A 20,472-nucleotide genomic window follows, 5' to 3' on the forward strand; every position below is an offset into this window, starting at 1 on the left:
GGCCAGAAGACAGACGACCGATCACTGGGTTAACGTGATCCGTATCGAGTTCCAGGCAACGATCAGCATGACCAGACACCCACCGCACAATGACTGGTTCCACCGCGCGCCCGATGTGGCGGGTCTGCAGCGGTTCGAGGCATTTTTTGCCGGACATGGCTACGACCTGCATCGCCACGACACCTACGCCATCGGCCACACCCTCGCCGGCGTGCAGCGCTTCCAGTACCGCGGCGGTTGGCGCCACAGCCTGCCCGGCGGGACGATGGTGCTGCACCCGGACGAAGTCCACGATGGCGAGGCCGGGACCGAGACCGGGTTTCAGTACCGAATGATGTACATCGAACCGGCGCTGATCCAGCAGATGCTCGGCGGTCAGCCGCTACCGTTCATCAAGAACGGCTTGTCGCCCGACCCGCGCCTGTTCGCCGCCACCGAAGTCCTGCTGCGCAGCCTCGATATACCCCTCGAACCGCTGGAAGCGCAGGACGCGCTGTTCGATCTGGCGCAAGCCTTGAACAGCGCTGGCGGAGTCACTGCCAGGCATGCAAGCTTCGACTACAGGGCCGCGGAGCGCGCGCGGGAATACATGCACAGCGCACTGGATCGCACCGTGACGCTGGAAGAACTGGCGCACCACAGCGGCCGGGATCGCTGGAGTCTGTCGCGAGATTTTCGCCTGTTGTTCGGCACCAGCCCTTACCGTTACTTGACCATGCGCCGACTCGATCTGGTTCGTTCGCTGCTGATTCAAGGGCAGTCGCTGGTCAGCGCCGCACTGATCGCCGGCTTCACCGATCAGAGCCACATGACCCGCCAGTTCAGCAAAACCTACGGTTTGTCGCCCGCGCGCTGGATGAAGATGCACCGGCGCTGAGCCACGCACAATCGTACAAGAAGCACGCTGCTGCGCTGGCTATCGTGGCTTGACGATCAACCATGAGAGCTGCGCCATGAAAGCCTACGAAAGCCTGAATTTCGCCGAAAAAATCTCCCGGATCGACTCGCACTGGACACCGCGGGTCATCGCCGAAATGAACGACTATCAGTTCAAGGTGGTGAAGTTGCTGGGGGATTTCATCTGGCACGACCACCACGATACCGACGAAGCCTTCATCGTTCTGGAAGGCCAGTTGCGCATCGATTTTCGCGATGGTCACGTGCTGGTGAATGCCGGCGAAATGTATGTGGTGGCCAAGGGTGTCGAGCACAAGCCGTTCGCCGGGCAGGAGGTGAAACTCCTGCTGATCGAACCCCGAGGCGTGTTGAACACCGGTGACAAGGGTGGCGAACGCACGGCGCAGAACGACCTCTGGGTGTGACGTCTTACGGCTGTAAGGTCTTGCCGTCCACCGGATCACCGATTGTCAGGAAATGCCCTCCCGCCACGTGGTGCAAGGTGCGCAATGCATCGTGCCCCTCGAAGTGCCAGCGACCGTCGCTGAACACGCGCTCGTCCGCCTGGGCGGCAATCACTTCGGCCAGGAACAGATCGTACTGTTGGTGATTGCCGGGCTCCGGCAGCAGTCGGCATTCCAGCCAGGCCACGCAACCTTCGAGCATCGGCGCATCGATCAGCTCGCCGCTGAAAGTCTGCAAGTCATAGGTCTGGAATTTGTCTCGGCCCTGGCCCTGAGTCAGCTCCAGGCCGGACGTCGAGCCAACGGTTTGCACGATATCGGCCTGGGCGGCGCAGGGTACGCTCAGCACGAACGTGCCCGACGCTTCCAGCAATTGCCGGGTCCAGGTGGACTTGTCCAGCACCACGGCAATTTTCGGCGGTTCGAAATCCAGCGGCATGGCCCAGGCCGCCGCCATGATGTTGCGCTGCCCGTCATGGGCGGCGCTGACCAGCACGGTCGGCCCATGATTGAGCAGGCGATAAGCCTTGGACAAGGGAACCGGGCGGCGATGGGAAGCGCTCATGGGCATCTGCTCCTGGGGAAAGATGCCGATTGTAGCGATTTCCACCCGGTTGGCAGGCATCAACTCGATAGCTGATTGGCGAACTGTCCGACCGCATTCACCACTTTCTGCGCGCCGTCCTGAATTTCGACAATCACCGTGCCCGCCTCTGCCGCCAGCGCCAGGCCTTGTTCGGCCTGAAGTTTACCGTCGGTCATCAGGGCTACGGCGTTACGCGCCATGTCCTGGTTCTGACGCACCACCAACACGATTTCATCGGTGGCCTGACTTGTGCGCGAAGCCAGTTGCCGGACCTCGTCCGCCACCACGGCAAAACCACGCCCCTGCTCTCCGGCCCGGGCGGCTTCGATGGCCGCGTTGAGCGCCAGCAGGTTGGTCTGTTCGGCGATGCCACTGATGGTTTTGACGATGGTGCCGATCACCAGCGATTGCTCATTCAGCGCTTCGATTCCCTCGCCGGCGGTTTGCATGTGCTCGGCCAGGTCGCGCATCACGTTCACCGCTTGTGTCACCACGGCCGTGCCGCGCTGGGCGCTTTGATCGGTTTGTTGCGAGGTGCCGTAGGCAATGTTGGCCGCTTCTGCGACGGCGTGTTCCTGATTGACCTGATCGGTAATCACGGTGGCGAACTTCACCACTTTATAGAGCTTGTTGTTGGCGTCGACCACCGGGTTGTAGGACGCCTCCAGCCAGACCGTACGCCCGTGGCTATCCACGCGCTTGAAGCGGCCGGCGACGAACTCTCCGGCATTCAGGCGACGCCAGAAGTCCTGATACTCGGCACTGCTGTACTCCTGCGCATCGCAGAAGGTGCGGTGATGTTTGCCCTTGATTTGCGCCAGGCTGTAACCCATGCCGTTGAGGAACCGTTCATTGGCTGCGAGCACGTTGCCAGCGAGGTCAAACTCGATCACCGCCGTCGAGCGCACCAGCGCGCCGATCAGGTTCTCATGCTCACGGGACGCCTCGATGGTGCGGGTCAGGTCACTGGAAAAAATCGAGAAATGCTTGATCCGCCCGTCCGAGGAACGCACCGGCTGCACGATCGAGCGCAACCAGGCTTCCTGGCCATCACCTCGCAGCAGGCGCACTGCACCGGAGAAGTGCTCGCCACGGGTCAGCGCGGCCTTGAAACGGTGGTGGAATTCATCGGACTTCACGTGGGGCGGCACGATGTCTTCGATCGGACGATCGATCAGGTCGTGGCTCTTGTAGAGCATCTCGCTGAGAAAATTCTGATTGACCGATTGAATACGCCCATCGGGATCAAGGGTCAGGACCAGCATTTCGCTTTCCAGACTTTCCTTCACTTGCTGAAGGCTGGAGAGTTCTTCGCGAAGAGCCGACAACTCTTGCTTCAAGCGTTTGTTGAACATGGGAAAGCACCGATGGGCAGGGATAGAAAGCGGCATGCAGCCTAACCATCGGCCTTGGGAGTATTTTCTGAAGAGTGTTTCAGGGTTGTCCTACAAAAATATTCGTCATGTGCGCCACGCCGCCTTCAATCAGATGGCACCAGCCGCCGGGCAGTTGCCTGTCCTCGGCATGCGCGCACCGAAATACAACGCGCTGCTCACACCCACCGCGCCCATCACCGCGCAGAAGATCACGCAAATCCACGGACTCCACGGCATCAGGCCGATCAGCAACAGCGGTGTGATACTCGCCCACGCGGCGTAGGCAATGTTGTACGTGAAGGAAATCCCCGACACGCGAATCCGCGCCGGGAACAGGCTGACCATCACCGACGGCACCGCGCCGACCACGCCACAACTCAGGCCGGCAATCGCGTACGCCAGACCGATCCAGTGGCTGCCAATGATCAGGCTGGTATAGAGCACGCCAATGCCCAGCGGCAGCAGCAGGCTATACAGCATCACCGTGCGCCAGGCGCCGATGCGGTCGACCAGCAAACCGGCCAGCACGCAGCCGATGTTCAGGAACACGATGCCCAACGCGCTCAGGGCAAAGGTGTGGCTGGCGGTCATGCCGAAAGTTTTCTGCATCATGGTCGGGGTGATGACCACAAAGACCACCACGGCCGAAGTCAGCACGCAGGTGAGAATCATCGCCGGCAAAATCGCCAGGCGATGTTCGCGCAAGACCGTGCGTAGCGGCAGTTCGACCGCGTCATCGCGTTTCGACTGCATCGCCATGAACACCGGGGTTTCGCTGAGCCAGCGGCGTAGCCAGACGCCTATCACGCCAAACACGCCGCCCAGCAGGAACGGGTAACGCCACGCGTAATCGAGGATTTCCGCCGGGGTGAACGCCTGCGCCAGAAAGGTCGCCGTCAGCGCGCCGATCAAGTAACCAAAGGTCAGCCCCGCTTGCAGGAAACCGAGCGCGTAACCACGGTGCGCGACCGGTGCGTGCTCGGCGACAAACACCCAGGCACTCGGCACTTCTCCGCCCACCGCCGCGCCTTGCAGAATCCGCAGGGCCAACAGCAGCAGCGGCGCGAAATAGCCGATCTGGGCGTAGGTCGGCATGATGCCGATCAGCAGGCACGGCAGCGCCATCATCAAAATGCTCAAGCTGAAGACTTTCTTGCGCCCCAGCCGGTCGGCGAAATGCGCCATCAGGATCCCGCCCAACGGCCGCGCCAGGTAACCGGTGACGAAAATCCCGAAACTTTGCAGCAAGCGCAGCCATTCGGGCATTTCCGGCGGAAAGAACAGCTGGCTGAGGGTCAGGGCGAAAAACACGAAAATGATGAAATCGTAGATTTCCAGCGCACCGCCAAGGGCCGCAAGGCCGAGGGTCTTGTAGTCCGAGCGGCTGAACGGTGCCGGGCGCGAATCGTTGAGAGCAGTCATCAAAAAGAACTCTGGCATGGACAAGAAACCAAGGCGCCCATGGTCTACGCAAATGCGCCAGCGGACAACCCGTTAGACCATCGTCCCGTATGGCTAAAAACTTCGTCACAAATCGTGACCGATTGATTTACTGTTGGCACCTGTCCAGATGGGCCTCTGCGGCCCTGAAGACCACAACAAACATAAAAATTCGAGGTACTCCCGTGGCTGCTGATATCGAAGATACCCGCTCCGCCCGTTTTGCCCTGCGCTGTTCAAGTTTTGCCGAACGCTGGTTTCCCGACTCCTGGGTATTCGCCGCGCTGGCGGTGATCATCGTCGCCGTGGCCACCCTGTTCATGGGCGCCAAACCCACCGACGCGGCGATGGCATTCGGTGACGGGTTCTGGAGCCTGATCCCGTTCACCATGCAGATGGCCTTCGTGGTGATCGGCGGCTATGTGGTTGCCAGCTCGCCTCCCGCCGTGAAACTGATCGACCGCCTGGCGCGCATCCCCAAGAACGGCCGTTCCGCCGTAGCATGGGTGGCGTTGATTTCCATGGTCGCGTCGCTACTGAACTGGGGTCTGTCGCTGGTATTCGGCGGCTTGCTGGTGCGTGCCCTCGCCCGTCGCGTCGATCTGAAAATGGATTACCGCGCGGCCGGCGCAGCAGCGTATCTGGGCCTTGGCGCCGTGTGGGCCTTGGGCCTGTCGTCTTCCGCCGCGCAATTGCAGGCCAACCCGGCCAGCCTGCCGCCGTCGATTCTGTCGATCACCGGGGTGATTCCTTTCACACAAACGATCTTTCTCTGGCAGTCCGGCGTCATGCTGCTCGCGCTGATCGTGGTCTCGCTGATCATTGCCTACGCCACCGCACCCGGCCCGAACTCGGCCCGTGATGCCGAAGCCTGCGGCATCGACCCGAGCTTCAACCTGCCGCCATTGCAACCGCGCACCCGCCCCGGCGAATGGCTGGAACACAGCCCGTTGCTGACGATTCTGCTGGTGTTGCTGGCGGCCGGGTGGCTGTTTCACGAGTTCTCGACCAAACCGGCGATCAGTGCGATTTCCGGCCTGAACACCTACAACTTCCTGTTCATCATGCTCGGTGCCTTGCTGCACTGGCGCCCGCGAAGCTTCCTCGATGCGGTGTCACGCGCGGTGCCGACCACCACCGGCGTGCTGATCCAGTTCCCGTTGTACGGTTCGATCGCTGCGTTGATGACCACGGTCAAAGGCACTGACGCGCAGACCCTGGCGCACCACATCTCGACCTTTTTCGTACAAATCGCGTCCCACGACACCTACGCCCTGCTGATGGGCGTGTACTCGGCGATCCTCGGGTTCTTCATTCCGTCGGGCGGCGGCAAGTGGATCATCGAAGCGCCGTATGTGATGCAAGTGGCCACCGACCTGAACTACCACCTGGGCTGGGCCGTGCAGATCTACAACGCCGCCGAAGCCCTGCCGAACCTGATCAACCCGTTCTACATGTTGCCGCTGCTGGGCGTACTGGGGTTGAAGGCACGGGACTTGATCGGGTTTTCGTTCGTGCAACTGCTGGTGCACACGCCGCTGGTGCTGTTTCTACTGTGGGCGTTGGGGACGACGCTGACGTATACGGCGCCGGTGATGCCTTAAACGGTGTTGATTGCACCTGCTGTGAGGCAGGTGCGATCAGTCTTTATCGGTGGGTAACACCTTCAGAAGTTCAGGCAAAGCAGCCTGAACCGTATCCCACACCACTTCCAGATTGATAACGAAGTAGCCGTGAGCAATGCGGTTGCGCATACCTCGCATGCTGCGCCATGGCACCTGAGGGTTCTGCGTGGCGTACTCGACGTAACGATCCATGATTTTGGTCGCGGCCTCGCCAATAATGATGAGGCTCATGATGACGGCTTGCTGGGGTTCGTTTGTCGTCGAAGAACTCTTCTTTACTCAAACCTTCGACAAAGATCAGCGCATCCCCAGCGGCCTGACGCATATGGTCAAGGTAATCGCCGAGACGGTTATCGGTCATACGGGACGAGCCTGCTCAAGCACCTGCTGGCGAAACTTCACAGGAAGATCGCCGGGCGTCAGCAGATCGACACTCACCCCCAACAAATCCTCAAGTTCAACCTGAAGGCCGCCAAGATCAAAAAGTGTGGCACCTGGCAGTGCATCTACCAGCAGATCAAGGTCACTCCCCTCTTTATCCGTCCCGAGCAGTGCCGAACCGAACACACGAGGATTGGCTGTACGAAAGCGGCCGACAACCTCACGAACGGCAACTCGTTGTAGATCAAGTGCAATCGAGGGCTTCATATTTCACCTTTACCCAGTGCAGTATTGCGCCAGTCTAGCAGTGCTTGAGAGAGGTAAACACTGCGCCACTTGTAACCCGACCTGTCACATCCCACTGTACTCGCCTCCGTTTTCAGGGGCCCACACGCTGAAAAGGATCTGAGCATGTTCAAACTCGCAGGACTCACCCTCGCCGCCCTCACCCTGAGTACCGTCGCCCATGCCGATGCCGATCTGAAACTGGGCAGCACCGAGCGCGTCACCCGGCTGTTTGCCTACCCCAACAACTGCAACGTGATCTGCTTTCGCAACTGGACGCTGGAGCAAACCGTCGAGCATTACCTGACCCAAAGCGTGCAGCGCGATGGTTACAGCGACGCGAAGGTGCAAGTCAAAACCGATAACGATCAGCTCTATGCCGCCATCACCGGGGTGCCCAGAGGCTATGAAAAGCCGTTGGCGGCGCTGCTCGATGCCGGCGACCTGGCCTACACCGGCGCCAGCAAGCTGAATGCCGACGGCAAGTGGGCTTATAGCTGGTACTTGTTCCTGCCGCTGGGCATGGCACTGGAGAACCGCAGAAGTGTCGAGTTGCTGCACTTCCCGCCGGATTATTCGCTGACCCAGGCACAGGATTACTTGAAGTCGGCCACCACTGATCGTTGGGCCACGCTGCTGACGGTCAACGGGATCGCTGCCGATCAGACGCCGGCTTTCCAGACCATCATTGACATCGCGCCGATTGCCGCGCCCTCCAACGCAGGCAAGGATCTGGAAGGCGTCTACGACTACTTCAAGGACTACCAGACCACCATGGTCAAGGAAGTCAGCCAGAACGCCAGCGGTACCACGCTGCCGATGGTCGCCTTCGGCGCGCCGGTGCGCAACTGGATCAAACAGCAATACGGGCCAACCGTGAACGTGCTAGGCCTGGTAACCATCAGTCCGAAGGACGGGGTAAAAGTGCCGGTGCTGGGTTCCAACCATCCAAGCTACATCTGGTACGCCGCCGACCCGGACAGCTATACCGGTAAGGATGCCCAGGCCCAGGCTGACGCGGCGGGCCTGAAAGTCATGGGCCAGGACTTGAGTGCCGCGTGCTGGCAAGCCGCCATGGGCCGAGACCCGGACAGCAATCCAGACATTGAACTGAGAAGTTGCACCCAGACCTGGCAGGTGGCCCAGGCAGATAAAACCTGCGAACTGTTCTACACCTCGATCCGCAACCTGACGCCCGGGCAAGCCACGGCCAAATGCGCGACGACACCGATCAAGTCTCAGCTTAAACAGCTCAAAGCCCCGGCGCCTGCGGCCGCGATGCCTGCTCCGCATCTGTAAAAGGCTGAACAGCGTTCCTGCGTAAGCCTTGGCTGACGCAGGAACACGCACTTTTCTTCTGTCAGTTATGACAGTAGACCGTTTGTTTTTTTTGCGAGAGGCTTGAGACATACCCATGTGTTGCAGGGCTGACAGGATGTCAGCCGACGGAGGTCGCAGCACCCAGCCGACAAGGATTGTTATGAAAGCCTACGCCGAACAAGCATTACCCCCACCGCCGTCCAAAGGCATTTACCCGTTTGTCGAGTTGCCGCTGAGCCTTGGATTCCCGTCCTTGGAAGACTTTCAGATCGTCAATAGCCCTCAGGCAAAGGCAAAAGCCGTCTGCGCTCTGCGGGAGTTTCCACGTCTGAGTCGAATCTGCCGGGTTTCCGGGCATCTATTGCCGTATCGCTGTCGACACACCCGGCAAATGGCGCCGGGCATTCATGTATACGACCCACGGTTCTGCGGACTGCTCAGCCACGCCTGCGACCCCAACACCTTTCTCGACATGAGTGAGCTGTGGTTATGGGCGTTGAAGGACATCAGGAAAGGCGATCGGCTGACGATTGATATAGCCATGACCGAAGACAAGCTGCAGCGGCAATTCGCCTGCCGCTGCGCCTGTCCCTGCTGCCGAGGCTGGATCACCGGCTACGACGAAGCACCGAATGTCGATGGCCAGTTGTTTTTCCAGAATTGGCGTCGATGAAGCCTGTGCTGATGTTACTTACAGCGGCTCGAACGGACGCAGGCGGTACTGCGGCGGCAACTGCTCGAAACCACTGATGGTGGCGTTCAGGCTCTTCCACCGACCGTCCTTGATGCCATAGATGCAGCCGTGAATCGACAGCTTCTGCCCGCGGTGCCAAGCGTTTTGAACAATGCTGGTGTGCCCGACGTTGGCCACTTGCTGGATCACGTTGAGTTCGCAGAGGCGATCAACCTGCTCCTCCTCGGTAGGCAGTTTGGAGAGCTCTTCACGCTTTTCGTAATAAAGATCGCGAATAGAACGCAACCAGCCGTCGATCAAGCCGAATTGGCGGTCCTGCATCGAGGCTCGCACACCGCCGCAGCCATAGTGGCCGGTGACAAGGATGTGTTTGACCTTGAGCACGTCCACCGCGTACTGAATCACCGACAGGCAATTGAGGTCCGTGTGCAATACCACGTTGGCCACGTTGCGGTGGACGAACAGGTCGCCGGGCAGCATGCCGACAATCTCGTTCGCCGGCACGCGGGCGTCGGAGCAGCCAATCCAGAGGAATTCCGGCGTTTGCTGACGGGCCAGTTTGGCGAAGAAATCAGGATCTTCTTTGGTGATCGCGTCAGCCCAGCGCTCGTTGTTATCAATCAGATCTTGTAATTCGTTCATGCAATGAAGCCTCGAGAATGATGCGCTGCTTTGACTGACAACCGTCCGTCGGGGTCACGCGCGAGATGCAGATTGCCGCTGGTGCATATTACCTGCACACCATGCCGGTGGAATTCTGAGGAGCCCAGTGGGTCCACCGTAGTAAGGCCCACAGTATGAGGAATTGCCATGACTGATTCACGACGTCCTTACGATGCGACGCAACCGGAGCCCATCGACGACAACGAAGACCGCATGGGCTCGATGCATGAGCTGGATTTCGACGAGGAAGAACCCAGCGCCAAAATCGGCGATGAACTGACGGAAAACGAGCGCCAGCGACTGATGCCGCGGGGGCGCGTGCTTGAAGCCGGCATGACCGGCGCCGCGACCGCTGACCATGAGTCCACCGATGATGACATGAGCCCGGAAACCCTGATCCGTGAAGACGGTGCTCGGGATGCGCATGAGGCCGGTGAAGGCGGCCAGGCCGATTGGGATTTGAGCGTTGTCGATGAAGACGACATCGGCGGGGGCAATGGTCTGGATGAAGAGGAATTGGCGCGGCGGGATCCGATGGATGGTAATCGGTGATCTTCGGTTCCCGAGAAACGCCATCGCGAGCAGGCTCGCCCCCACAGGTTTGATGTACGACACCAATCCACTGTGGGAGCGAGCCTGCTCGCGATGCTTTTAAGGAAGCTCAGTCAACCAGGGTGCAGGCCATGACCACCGCGTCTTCGCGCCCACCCACGGCCGGATAATAATCCCGACGCCGGCCAATCTCGTTAAACCCATACCGCTCATACAACCGGAACGCCGACCGATTACTGTCGCGTACTTCCAGAAAACACTCCCGCGCCTCAGCCTTATAGGCAATCGACATCAAGTGCTCCAGCAGCGTTAAACCCAACCCGCGCCCCTGATTTTCCGGTTTGACGGTGATGTTCAGCAAATGCGCTTCATCCAGAATAATCTGCACCACGCCGTGCCCGACCTGTTGCGAACCTTCAAACATCAGCCAGATCTGGTACTTGCCCAGCCCATCGAGAAAAATCCCGCGGGTCCAGGGATGACTGTACGCCGCGAATTCAATTTTCAGCACAGCGTCCAGGTCTGCCTCGGTCATCGGGCGAAACGATACAGCGTCACTCATTCGATTCTTTCCAGCGCGCCATCAGCCGACGCATGGCTTGCCAGACATCAGCCTTACGCTGTGGCTCTTCCATTAATAATTCCAGACCCGGAAGGGCCCAGACCGCGCCCAGGCCTTCGACCTGAAGTTCACGGTTGAAGGATTCGGCGTTGGCCTCGCCAGCAAAGCGCACCGCCGGCAGGCCGATCAGCCACACGCAGACACACGGTGCGTCTTCCAGTCGGGCCGAAAGGAAACCTTGTACGAAATCACGAGCCGCTTCCGGGCCTTGATCCATGGTGCCGCGGGCCAACAACGGCCAGCGCACCGGTTCGCCGACAATTTGCGGGCTGTCCGGCAGACCGGCGGCGCGCAGCATGTCTTTGAGTAGCAGGTAAGCAGGATCGCGGGTCTGGAAGGTTTCGCCTGTGGGTAACTCCACCAGCAGCAGGCAACGACCGGCGCGCAACAATTGCAGGGCGAATCGCGGAGGAGGCACGACCGGCGCCTTGACCACGACCGGAGCCTCCTCTTCTTCGACCTTGGCATTGGTACGCGTACTGGCCAACGATGGGCGCGGCACCTCGATTTTTACCCGTTCGGCCGGTTTGACCACAGGTTCTGCGGGTGCATCGGCCACGGGCGCCGACACCATCGGGGCGACGACCAACGGTTCGGGCACCTCCAGCAGCTCGGGCCGCGAGGGCGCGGCAAAGGGCAATTCGGTACGCGGCAGCCAGTTGACCACCTGCATGGCGGTCAAATAAGCGCGGCGACGGGACTCGATTAGCAAAGGTCGGCCACTTGTGGATAACTAAAGTGCGCTGATTCTACCGCCCTTCGCTCAAGATCGCCCGCTGTTGATCGATACTCTTACCCATAGAATCAGCGACAGCCCGTCCCGAGAGTGAATCGCAACGGGCGTGATGCAGTACAATCGCTGCTTTTATTCGACAACCAGCCGGCCATTCCGATGATCGAACCCAAGCGCGTCTTGCGCGCCCTCGCTGAACACTGGGCACTTCTGGAGCCACTGTGCGAGCACTTCGACCAAGGCACACTGAGCCTCAACGAACTGCGCACGCAACTGGCCGCCCAGCAACTCGACAGTACGCCGCAGGACATCACCAGCCTGCTGGACGTGTGGATCCGCCTCGACATTCTGGTTCCCGTGGCGAAAAGCCCGAACCGTTTCGAGCTCAACGCGCAAATCCACGACTTCCTCGCTTACCTGCGCCGTGAGCACCGGCTGGGCCTGTGCCTGGAAATCGAAGCCTATCTGCGCCACCTCGAACGCCTGGCCGGTTACATCCAGGACGCTTTCGACATCCGTGACGGCCACGACCTGGCGCGCCAGTTGCGCCTTCTCGACATGCGCGTACGCGATGTATTGAAAAAACTCGCCAACGACGAACAGGCCCTGGTGGCCGTCGCCGAACGCGCCAAGACCAGCGACCGGCAGATTCCGCTGCGTCAGCGTTACGCCGAAGTGCTGGCGACCTGGGACGAATACGTCGAACCGATGATTCAGTTGGTGAACGCCGACGGCGCCTTCGAGCAAGGCGTGCGCAAGGTCGAAAACGTCCTGTTGAAGATGCTCACCGAACAGCAGCGCCTCGGCCACCTGGTCGATGACGACATGCTGCTGCGCACCCACGCGCGCATCCTCGAAATGCAGACCAGCGCCCAGCTGACCTTGCGTCATGCCCGCGAATTGCTGCTGCCGCTGCGTGAAGAAGCGCGTCGCCATAACGCCGTGACGCGTGGCGCAGCGCTGGCCTTGTCGGCCATCCGTCGCAAAGGCATCGATGCGGTGCCGCAAGCGGCGATGCCGATGTTCACCCGGCCGCAAAGCACCTTCCTCGGCAGCGCCAGTCAGGTCGAAGCCTACGTTTACGCCCTGGCCCGTTTCGAGCCAAAACCGGCACGCTTCCCCAAGGCCCACAAGACCCAGAAAGGCGAAGCCCCGCGCGCGCCACGCACGGTTCGGGAAATGCTCGAACGCTGTGAAGACGCCCTGCCGATGCCGGATCTGATGACCTGGCTGCTGGAGCAGGAACCGGACGGCGCCACCGACGAATTGCTGTACTGGTTCTCACGCCTGTCGCGGGAGAAACGCTTCAAACGCGAGCGTCTGGAACGCCGCGATTACCACACTCATGAGCATCAGGTCAGCCTGCGCTCCTTCGCCCTGCTCTCGGCCCGCGATACCGCCGCCGAGGATTCTGCGAGCATTCCCAATGCATCTTGATCTATCCGAACTGTCCCAGCTGGCGCCGATCTTTCGCGAGCTGTTCAAGGGCTACCACGTCAGCCGCCGCGACCCGGAGCTGTACGCGCAACTGTCGAACTTCCAGGACCAGTACCGCACGCTGTTCAAGGCGCTGGGCTTCGAACTGGTCTGCGACACCCGTGGTTTCTATTACTTTGTGCCGGACCTCGCCGCTGCTGCGGTGAACAAGACCGCGCAGCGGCTGGCGCTGTTCACCTTCATCCTCGTCGAGCATCTGGCCGATCAGGGCCGTGACCCGATTGCCGTGCTCGACGGCGGCAGCCTCGGTCGCGATGAATTGCCGTCGTTGCTGGAGAAGTACCGCGACCTGTTCATCCAGGCCGAAGTGCAGACCGTCGAAGAACTCGAAGAAAAAATCATGCGCCGCATGACGCAGCTCGGTTTTGCCGGCGAAGAAAACGGCGTCTACCGTTTCCTGCCGCCGATGCACCGTTTCCTCGACGTGTGCCTGTCGGTTCAACAAGACCGCGATCTGGCCGCCAGCCTGCACAGCGTGCTACCGCTGCCGGTTCCGGTGCTGATCGATGACGACAGCGACGAAAAACTTTTGGAAACCGATGATCCGCTGGACCTCAGTGACTTCGAAGAAGAAAGCGAAGAAGACGCCATGGCCCGCGCCATTGCCGAAGAACAGGAGACCGACGCATGAGCAAGGAACGCTACGGCATTCGCCGCTTTGCCCTTTTGAACACCGCCGGTTACAGCCTCGGCCTGTTTCCGCTGGAAGAACCGTTGTCAGTCTACGGCGCGAACAACCTCGGTAAATCCGCCTCGATCAACGCCTTGCAGTTCCCGATTCTGGCGCGCATGTCGGACATGAGTTTCGGCAAGTACAGCCTGGAACAATCCCGGCGTTTCTACTTCGCCTCGGACACCAGTTACATCCTGGTGGAAGTCTCGCTGCCCCACGGTCCACACGTGATCGGCGTGGTCGGTCGCGGCCCGGGCGGTGGTTTCGGTCACCAGTTCTTTGCCTACGCCGGCAAGCTGGACCTGGCGCATTACCAGAAGAACGACACCTGCCTGCGTCAGAAAGAGCTGTTCACCAACCTTGAACGCGAGGGTCTGAAAGCCTACGAACTCAAACCGGATGAACTGCGTCGCTTGCTGGTCGGCGGCCACACCTCGATTCCGCTGGACCTGACGCTGATTCCGCTGCGTTCCACCAGCGAGCAGAGCCTCAAGACCTTCCGCGCATTGTTCATCAACCTGCTGCACATGCGCGAAATCACTGCGGCCAAGCTCAAGCAATTGTTCCTCGATGCGTTCGAACACAGCCTGCGCTCCGGCAGCGTCGATTACATCGCCGCGTGCGAAGAAGCGTTCCGCGATGTACGACGCATGGAACAGGACTACAACTCACTGGTCACCGCGGGGCCATTGGTTGAAGCGCTGGCCTCTGGCGTTGCTCAGCGCAATATCCTGCGCGGCAAACTGCACCGGATCTCGCCGCTGCTCGACTCATTGCTCGGCACCTGGTCGGACTACGCCAGTGCGCGCAAGGAAGAGCTGACGATTCAGGCCGAGCATTACCGCAACGAGCAAGACGCGCTGCAAAACGATCAGCGCGGCGGCACCCAGGAGCTGATGCGCCTGGAGCGGGAAATCACCGGTATCCAGCGCTGGCTCGGCGAGTTGTCAGTGCTCAAGCATCGCTTCGCGTTGGTCACCGACGTCAAAGTGCTGGAGCAGCAACTGCTCGCGGCCAAGGATGCTCACGATGAACTGGCCGGCGCGCTGGCACAGTCGCGACAGTTCTCTGCCGAAGACCTGGAAGAGCGTCTGCGGGATCTGGAAAAACGCCTGAAGTCGGTGAAACAACAACTCGATCACGCCGACAACAACAGCTACGCCCGCCTGCGCGAAGAGTTCTCGCAACAGGACGTCGAGCGCCTGATGCGCCTGTTCAACAGCGCGCTGTTCAGCCTGCCGCTGGGCGAACACGGGATTACGCTGGACGAGGACGGTCAGTGGGTCAAATCCATGGAGCTGATTCTCGACGGTTTCAAAGGTGAGCGTTTTGAAGTGCCGGGGCTGTCGATCGACATCTCGCACATCGAACCGCCAGCGCTGCAAGCCCTGGCCGACCGCGCGGCGCTGCGTGATCAAAAAGAGCGTCTGGAGAAAGAACTCAAGCAACTGAAAACCCAGCAAGCTGTTGCAGCAGACCGCGCAGCGAGCAAGACTCAGACCGAAGCGCTGTACCAGCAAGTGCTGGACGCGCAAAAAGCCCTGGAAGATTTCCGTCGCGCGCAAACCCTGAGCGCCGAAGAAGGCGACAAGCTTGAGCAGCTGGCACAGATGGAGGCGGCACAGGACGAGTTGAAACGCTCCAGCGACGCCTTCACCGAACGCGTCCAGCAACTGTCGGCCAAGCTGCAACTGGTCGGCCGGCAGATCGGCGACATGGAAGCCAAGCAACGCACCCTCGACGACGCCCTGCGCCGCCGTCAGCTGCTGCCGGCAGACCTACCGTTCGGCACACCATTCATGGACCCGATCGACGACTCCATGGACAACCTGCTGCCGCTGCTCAATGACTACCAGGACAGCTGGCAGGGTTTGCTGCGCAGCGACGGCCAGATCGACGCGCTGTACGCTCAGGTGCGCCTCAAGGGCGTGGCCAAGTTCGACAGCGAAGACGATATGGAGCGACGTCTGCAACTGCTGATCAACGCGTACGCGCACCGCACCGATGAAGCGCTGACCCTCGGCAAGGCACGTCGCGCGGCGGTCACCGACATCGCCCGGACCCTGCGCAATATCCGCAGCGACTACGACAGCCTCGAGCACCAACTGGCGCTGTTCAACCGCGAGATCAACAAGCGTCAGGTCTCCAACCTGCAGAGCTTCCGTATCGTCCTCGCGCCAAACAAGGAAGCGTTGAAGCACATCGACCAGATCATCCACAGCGCCGGCCAGTACGAAGAAGGCGAAACCCTCTCCGTCTTTGACCTGAGCCAAAGCGCCGATCAGGACAACAAAAACGAAGAAGCCAAGGAATACCTGGCGCGTCTGGTGGCAGCGAACCACAACCAGCTCGGCCTCAAGGACTTGTTCGAACTGGCGTTCGAAATCACCAAGGTCAACGGTCAGCCGGTCATTCATACCGACATCGATGGCGCCGCGTCCAACGGCACGACAATGACCATCAAGGCGCTGACCAACATGTACTTGTTGCTGCACTTGATGGACCGCGACCAGGCCGGCCGCGTACGTCTGCCGTACTACCTCGACGAGGCGGCTGACATCGACGAGAAAAACCAGGCCGCGTTGCTGGAAACCAGCCTGCAACTGGGCTTTGTGCCGATTCTGGCCAGTGTGAAGCCGCAGGTCTGCGCCAGTGTGGCGATCGACCTGGAAGGGGGTAGCGGGCCGAACGGGATCTACATTGATGAGGCGGACTGGAAGTACATTCGTCGTCACGATGAAGTGAAGGCTGTGGTTAACGTTGAAGCGGATGAGCCGGAGCTGGATGCGGTTTGATCGGCGTTAATCGAAGGCAATAAAAAGGCCGCGATCCAGATGGATCGCGGCCTTTTTTATGGCGTGGGATTTTTAGTGAACTTTAGGGCCATTTTGCGGGCTTGCCCGCGAAGGCGTCCTCAGAGACGCCCAATCAAGTACCTGCTATTTGCCGAGGGAAATCTTCGGCGCCCAGGTCAGCCATTCATCTTCAAACTTGTCGAACAACGGGAACGTCTGCTCAGGCCGTGCCGGACTGCCCATACGATCCCCGTCCGGCGTGGCGAAAGCGATACCCCCCTGAATGAGCGTCTCCAGCGACTCGGTGCGCACCGTCGCCCCCTTGAACAAACCGTAGTCGAAACCAAAACCGCTGGTGTTCCAGAAACGTGTGCCGCTACGCACCAATGGCGCGTATTTCGGCTCGATCAGAATGTGCACCAAAACACGGTCAGCGGTCTGGCCCAGCTCATAACCTGTCACCTTGCCCACAGTGACTTCGCGATATGTCACCGGCACACCGGTTTTCAACGAGCCACGGCGAGCGGCGCTCAGAACCAGGCTTAAACCGGCTTCCTGCTTGACGGCCTCTGGCGGATTGGACAAGGCCACGAAGTTTTTCTGTGGGCCAAGGTTCTTCGCGGCCGGTTGCACTTCGATGTACTGGCCAGTCACCAGGGTTTCCAGGTTTGAGGTCTTCATCAGACCCAGTTCGGGTTTGACCACCCAGAACTGACTGCCTACCCGCGCAATGCGCTCCGGCACTTCGGTGATCCGCGCGGTGAGCAGCACCGACTGCAGGTCATCGCTGAGGTCGACGTCTTCAATTTTGCCGACATCCAGGCCTTTGAATTTCACAGGAGTGCCGCTGCGCAAGCCATCGGCGCGATCGACCCTGATCGTGACCACGGTGCCTTTTTGGTTGGCCTCGTCATGGCTGGCAAACAGGCGGAAACGAGGAATGCGTTTTTGCAATGGCGCTTTGGCTTGCGGGGTTTCGAAGGCAATACCGCCGGCCATCAGGCTTTGCAGCGACTCGCTTTTGACCTGGATTCCACCGGTCAGACCACCCGTGAGCGTAATACCGCTGGCGTTCCAGAAGCGGGTCGAGGCGTTAACCAACCCTTCGTATTCCTTCTCGATGTGCACGCCGATCACCAACTGCTTCTTGGTGCGCGAGAACTGATAGCTCTGGACCGAACCTACTTTGACCTGCTTGTAGAGAATCGGGCTGCCGACTTCCAGTGAACCCAGGTTCTCGGTGAACAGCACCAGGTGCAGGCCCGGTGCCCGCAAGTCGAGCGGCGGTGCTTTCGGCCTCGCCACAAATTCGCGCTGCGGTGCGGCCCCCTTGTCCCCTGGGCGCACGGCAATGTAGTTACCTTTGACCAGCGCTTCGAGACCGGTGATGCCCGCGAGGGAGATCGAGGGTTTGACCACCCAGAACTGGGTGCCATCAACGAGGTAATCCTCAGCCAGCGGATCAAGGGTCAATTCCGCGGTGGCACTGGACAGATCAGGATCGATCTTGAGCGCTTTCAGCGTGCCGACCTGAATGCCTTTGTACATCACCGGCGTCCGGCCAGCCTGCATACCTTCGAAGTCACTGAGTTTGACCTTGACCCGGATACCGGCAGCGGCGGCATCGAAATCTTCGTAGAGACGAAATGGCAGGCTCGGATCGGTGGGCGGGCTGTCCTTGCGGTTTTCCGGCGTAGCGAAGGCGATACCGCCGGCGACGATGCTCGCCAGGGATTCGCTGCGCACTTTAACGCCGGACAGGTTAGCGTCGATGCTGATGCCGCTGGCATTCCAGAAACGTGTGTGTTTGCGCACCAGCTTGGCGTAAGTGGGCTCGATGAACACCTTGAGCTCAACGGTACTTTGGTCTTCGGACAACAGGTAGCTTTTGATCTGGCCTACCCTGATCTGCTTGTAAAACACCGGGCTGCCACGGTTCAGCGAGCCGAGGCGATCAGCCTTGATGGTCAGGTGCAGACCGGGCTGGGCGTCAGACAGCGGCGGCTCTTCGGCCAGCGCCTTGAACTTGCGCGTGGGCTCCCCTTCGCCCGGACTGATCGCCACATAGTTACCGGAGACCAGGGTTTCCAGCCCCGTGATACCGGCCAGGGTCACACTCGGCTTGACGAGCCAAAAGCGTGTGCTGGTGCGCAGGTATGGCTCCACGTCCTTGTTCATCTCGACGGTGGCAATCACCCCTTTGGAGGCGCCTTCATCGTCGAGCGTGAGGGTTTTCACCTTGCCGACCGACATGCCTTTGTAAACGACTTCAGTCTTGTTGGCCTGAATGCCTTCACCACTTTCGAAACGCACCTGAATCTCAATGCCGGTTTCGCTGTAGGCACGCCAGCCGAGCCAGCCGCCAATGATCAGGGCGATCAGGGGCAACACCCAAATGGCGGACCAGTTCGAGGCCGGTCGGGTTTTCGCTGTAGGCAAATCAGTCATGGTCGTCGTCCGACTCCGTGTTATCCCAAATCAGTCGGGGATCGAAAGTTACTGCGGCAAGCATCGTCAGAATCACCACACTGGCGAAAGCGATGGCGCCAAGATTGGCTTCGACGCTGGCAAGCCGTCCAAAATTCACGACCGCCACGAGGATGGCGATCACAAAAATATCGAGCATCGACCAGCGGCCGATGAACTCGATAAATCGGTACATCCAGATCCGTTGCCGAGCCGAAAGCGGCTGGCGGCGCTGCACCGAAAACAGCAGCAAGGCGATGCCTACCAATTTGAACGTGGGCACCAGGATACTGGCGATAAAAACGACGGCGGCGATGGGAATCATGCCGTGTTGAACCAGTTGAATCACACCGGACATGATGGTGCTTGGATCACCCTGACCGAGAGAGCTGACAGTCATGATCGGCAGCACGTTGGCAGGAATGTAGAGAATGGCGGCCGTGACCAGCAACGCCCAGGTACGAACGAGGCTGTTCGGGCGGCGGGCGTGAACCACCGCACCGCAGCGGGTACAAACCTGCTCGTCGGTGTCAGCTTCCTGCTTGTTCAATTCATGGCATTCGGTACAAATCAGAATGCCTGCATCAATCGCCCGCATGGGCATCCTCTCCTGACAAAGCCTGCCAGATCTGATGAGGCGACATCACCACCTCCAACCAAACCTGGACCAACAACAAACTGATAAAACACGCCAAGCCGAGACCGACGGTAATTGCTGCCATATCTGCCAGTTTAACGATGGCTACCAGTACGCCCATGAGGTAGACCTCGAGCATCCCCCAATCGCGTAAATGGTGATAAATCCGATAGAGCAGCAAACCGTAACTACGGCCGATATCAAAACGAATACTCAGCAGCACAGCCAATTGGCAAAGCAGTTTGAGCAACGGGATCCCCATGCTGCATAGAAACACAATCACCGAGACGCCCTGCATGCCGGTATCGAACAGACCGACAACGCCGCTCCAAACAGTATCTTGCGACGACTGTCCGAGTAGATTGAGCTGCATGATCGGTAAAAAGTTCGCCGGGATGTACAACAACAGCGCGGCGATGACCAAGGCGAGACTGCGTTGCACGACATTGTGCCGATGGGCATAGAGCTCGTAGCCGCAACGCGGACAAAGGGCTTTCTCGCCATGGGCGAGTTCGGGCTTGCGCATCAGCAAGTCGCACTCATGGCACGCCACCAAGTCGTCCAGCGGTAATTCTGACAGCCCGGGGGCGTCAACCGGATCTGGCATAAAGGCACTGACTCCGAAAAAGTTGGACCTATTCTAGTGTCATGAGTCGAAAATAACTGTGCAAATTTGTGCTGGTCCGAATCGTGCTTTTATTCCGGACAAAACAAAACCCCTACCTGCATACGCAGATAGGGGTTTCGGAATTTAATCTTGACGATG

20 protein-coding genes and 1 pseudogene are annotated in these 20,472 nt (G+C 59.7%); 9 read left to right on the forward strand and 12 right to left on the reverse strand.

Annotated elements, in window-relative coordinates:
* Nucleotides 1-67: 67 nt before the first annotated feature.
* Entirely contained in the window at nucleotides 68-877 is an 810-nt protein-coding gene (locus tag Q7W83_RS23610; RefSeq protein WP_150633060.1) for an AraC family transcriptional regulator, read from the forward strand.
* 76 nt (nucleotides 878-953) lie between these two features.
* The gene (locus Q7W83_RS23615; protein WP_150633059.1) at nucleotides 954-1,322 is read left to right on the forward strand and encodes a cupin domain-containing protein; all 369 of its coding nucleotides are present in this window, start codon (nucleotides 954-956) and stop codon (nucleotides 1,320-1,322) included.
* A 4-nt stretch (nucleotides 1,323-1,326) separates the two neighbouring features.
* Here Q7W83_RS23615 and Q7W83_RS23620 read toward each other — a convergent pair whose 3' ends face one another.
* The 4 genes and pseudogenes from Q7W83_RS23620 to Q7W83_RS23635 all read right to left on the reverse strand — a co-directional run bounded on the left by Q7W83_RS23620 (nucleotide 1,327) and on the right by Q7W83_RS23635 (nucleotide 4,745).
* On the reverse strand, nucleotides 1,327-1,926 hold the full coding sequence (locus tag Q7W83_RS23620; RefSeq protein WP_150633058.1) for a flavin reductase family protein: 600 nt from the start codon (nucleotides 1,924-1,926) through the stop codon (nucleotides 1,327-1,329).
* A gap of 59 nt (nucleotides 1,927-1,985) precedes the next feature.
* Nucleotides 1,986-2,594, reverse strand: a complete 609-nt coding sequence (locus tag Q7W83_RS23625) for a methyl-accepting chemotaxis protein (protein ID WP_412071785.1) — start codon at nucleotides 2,592-2,594, stop codon at nucleotides 1,986-1,988.
* A pseudogene (locus tag Q7W83_RS23630) lies at nucleotides 2,577-3,338 on the reverse strand (PAS domain-containing protein); the annotation flags it as partial. The pseudogene Q7W83_RS23630 and the gene Q7W83_RS23625, both read right to left, overlap by 18 nt.
* 93 nt (nucleotides 3,339-3,431) lie before the next feature.
* Nucleotides 3,432-4,745 carry an MFS transporter gene (locus tag Q7W83_RS23635; protein ID WP_473657257.1) on the reverse strand — a complete coding sequence of 438 codons (1,314 nt, stop codon included), beginning with the start codon at nucleotides 4,743-4,745 and terminating at the stop codon, nucleotides 3,432-3,434.
* Nucleotides 4,746-4,948: 203 nt separating this feature from the next.
* Here Q7W83_RS23635 and Q7W83_RS23640 point away from each other — a divergent pair, with 203 nt between their 5' ends.
* Nucleotides 4,949-6,367 (forward strand): short-chain fatty acid transporter, encoded by a 1,419-nt coding sequence (locus Q7W83_RS23640; RefSeq protein WP_150639834.1) that lies wholly within the window; start codon nucleotides 4,949-4,951, stop codon nucleotides 6,365-6,367.
* 36 nt (nucleotides 6,368-6,403) lie between these two features.
* Here the strand turns inward: Q7W83_RS23640 and Q7W83_RS23645 are convergent, their stop codons facing one another.
* A complete protein-coding gene (locus tag Q7W83_RS23645) occupies nucleotides 6,404-6,619 on the reverse strand; it encodes a HepT-like ribonuclease domain-containing protein (RefSeq protein WP_473657259.1) in 216 nt (71 codons plus the stop codon).
* A gap of 126 nt (nucleotides 6,620-6,745) precedes the next feature.
* The gene (locus tag Q7W83_RS23650; RefSeq protein ID WP_150639835.1) at nucleotides 6,746-7,036 is read right to left on the reverse strand and encodes a nucleotidyltransferase family protein; all 291 of its coding nucleotides are present in this window, start codon (nucleotides 7,034-7,036) and stop codon (nucleotides 6,746-6,748) included.
* A 144-nt stretch (nucleotides 7,037-7,180) separates the two neighbouring features.
* Between Q7W83_RS23650 and Q7W83_RS23655 the strand changes: the two genes are divergently transcribed.
* The gene (locus tag Q7W83_RS23655) at nucleotides 7,181-8,353 is read left to right on the forward strand and encodes a hypothetical protein (protein ID WP_150633052.1); all 1,173 of its coding nucleotides are present in this window, start codon (nucleotides 7,181-7,183) and stop codon (nucleotides 8,351-8,353) included.
* Between the two features lie 181 nt (nucleotides 8,354-8,534).
* Entirely contained in the window at nucleotides 8,535-9,047 is a 513-nt protein-coding gene (locus tag Q7W83_RS23660) for an SET domain-containing protein (protein ID WP_150633051.1), read from the forward strand.
* Between the two features lie 18 nt (nucleotides 9,048-9,065).
* On the opposite strand, the gene can is transcribed toward Q7W83_RS23660, so the two are convergent.
* Entirely contained in the window at nucleotides 9,066-9,710 is a 645-nt protein-coding gene (gene can, locus Q7W83_RS23665) for a carbonate dehydratase (protein WP_017340775.1), read from the reverse strand.
* A gap of 168 nt (nucleotides 9,711-9,878) precedes the next feature.
* Here can and Q7W83_RS23670 point away from each other — a divergent pair, with 168 nt between their 5' ends.
* Complete coding sequence (locus Q7W83_RS23670; protein WP_150639836.1) at nucleotides 9,879-10,283, forward strand: serine kinase/phosphatase; 405 nt, start codon at nucleotides 9,879-9,881, stop codon at nucleotides 10,281-10,283.
* Nucleotides 10,284-10,392: 109 nt separating this feature from the next.
* Here Q7W83_RS23670 and rimI read toward each other — a convergent pair whose 3' ends face one another.
* Nucleotides 10,393-10,845: a ribosomal protein S18-alanine N-acetyltransferase gene (rimI, locus tag Q7W83_RS23675; RefSeq protein WP_008025817.1), complete on the reverse strand. Its 453-nt coding sequence runs from the start codon at nucleotides 10,843-10,845 to the stop codon at nucleotides 10,393-10,395.
* Nucleotides 10,838-11,578 carry an energy transducer TonB gene (locus Q7W83_RS23680; RefSeq protein WP_150633113.1) on the reverse strand — a complete coding sequence of 247 codons (741 nt, stop codon included), beginning with the start codon at nucleotides 11,576-11,578 and terminating at the stop codon, nucleotides 10,838-10,840. The genes rimI and Q7W83_RS23680 overlap by 8 nt, the downstream gene beginning before the upstream one ends.
* Nucleotides 11,579-11,797: 219 nt before the next feature.
* Here Q7W83_RS23680 and mksB point away from each other — a divergent pair, with 219 nt between their 5' ends.
* Genes mksB through mksF form a run of 3 tightly spaced genes read left to right on the forward strand, consistent with a single transcriptional unit; the run spans nucleotide 11,798 to nucleotide 16,603 of the window.
* Nucleotides 11,798-13,075, forward strand: coding sequence for an Mks condensin complex protein MksB (mksB, locus tag Q7W83_RS23685; protein ID WP_191623727.1), 1,278 nt, complete (start codon nucleotides 11,798-11,800; stop codon nucleotides 13,073-13,075).
* Nucleotides 13,065-13,766: an Mks condensin complex protein MksE gene (gene mksE, locus Q7W83_RS23690; RefSeq protein WP_150639837.1), complete on the forward strand. Its 702-nt coding sequence runs from the start codon at nucleotides 13,065-13,067 to the stop codon at nucleotides 13,764-13,766. The genes mksB and mksE overlap by 11 nt, the downstream gene beginning before the upstream one ends.
* On the forward strand, nucleotides 13,763-16,603 hold the full coding sequence (gene mksF, locus Q7W83_RS23695) for an Mks condensin complex protein MksF (protein ID WP_473657268.1): 2,841 nt from the start codon (nucleotides 13,763-13,765) through the stop codon (nucleotides 16,601-16,603). The genes mksE and mksF overlap by 4 nt, the downstream gene beginning before the upstream one ends.
* Before the next feature lie 144 nt (nucleotides 16,604-16,747).
* Here the strand turns inward: mksF and Q7W83_RS23700 are convergent, their stop codons facing one another.
* From Q7W83_RS23700 to Q7W83_RS23710, 3 genes are read right to left on the reverse strand one after another with little or no spacing between them, the layout of a single operon-like run.
* On the reverse strand, nucleotides 16,748-19,051 hold the full coding sequence (locus Q7W83_RS23700; RefSeq protein ID WP_473657271.1) for a PqiB family protein: 2,304 nt from the start codon (nucleotides 19,049-19,051) through the stop codon (nucleotides 16,748-16,750).
* Complete coding sequence (locus Q7W83_RS23705; RefSeq protein ID WP_150633045.1) at nucleotides 19,044-19,667, reverse strand: paraquat-inducible protein A; 624 nt, start codon at nucleotides 19,665-19,667, stop codon at nucleotides 19,044-19,046. The genes Q7W83_RS23700 and Q7W83_RS23705 overlap by 8 nt, the downstream gene beginning before the upstream one ends.
* The gene (locus Q7W83_RS23710) at nucleotides 19,654-20,313 is read right to left on the reverse strand and encodes a paraquat-inducible protein A (RefSeq protein ID WP_150633044.1); all 660 of its coding nucleotides are present in this window, start codon (nucleotides 20,311-20,313) and stop codon (nucleotides 19,654-19,656) included. The genes Q7W83_RS23705 and Q7W83_RS23710 overlap by 14 nt, the downstream gene beginning before the upstream one ends.
* Nucleotides 20,314-20,472 lie beyond the last annotated feature (159 nt).

The organism is Pseudomonas sp. 300, from assembly GCF_055803035.1.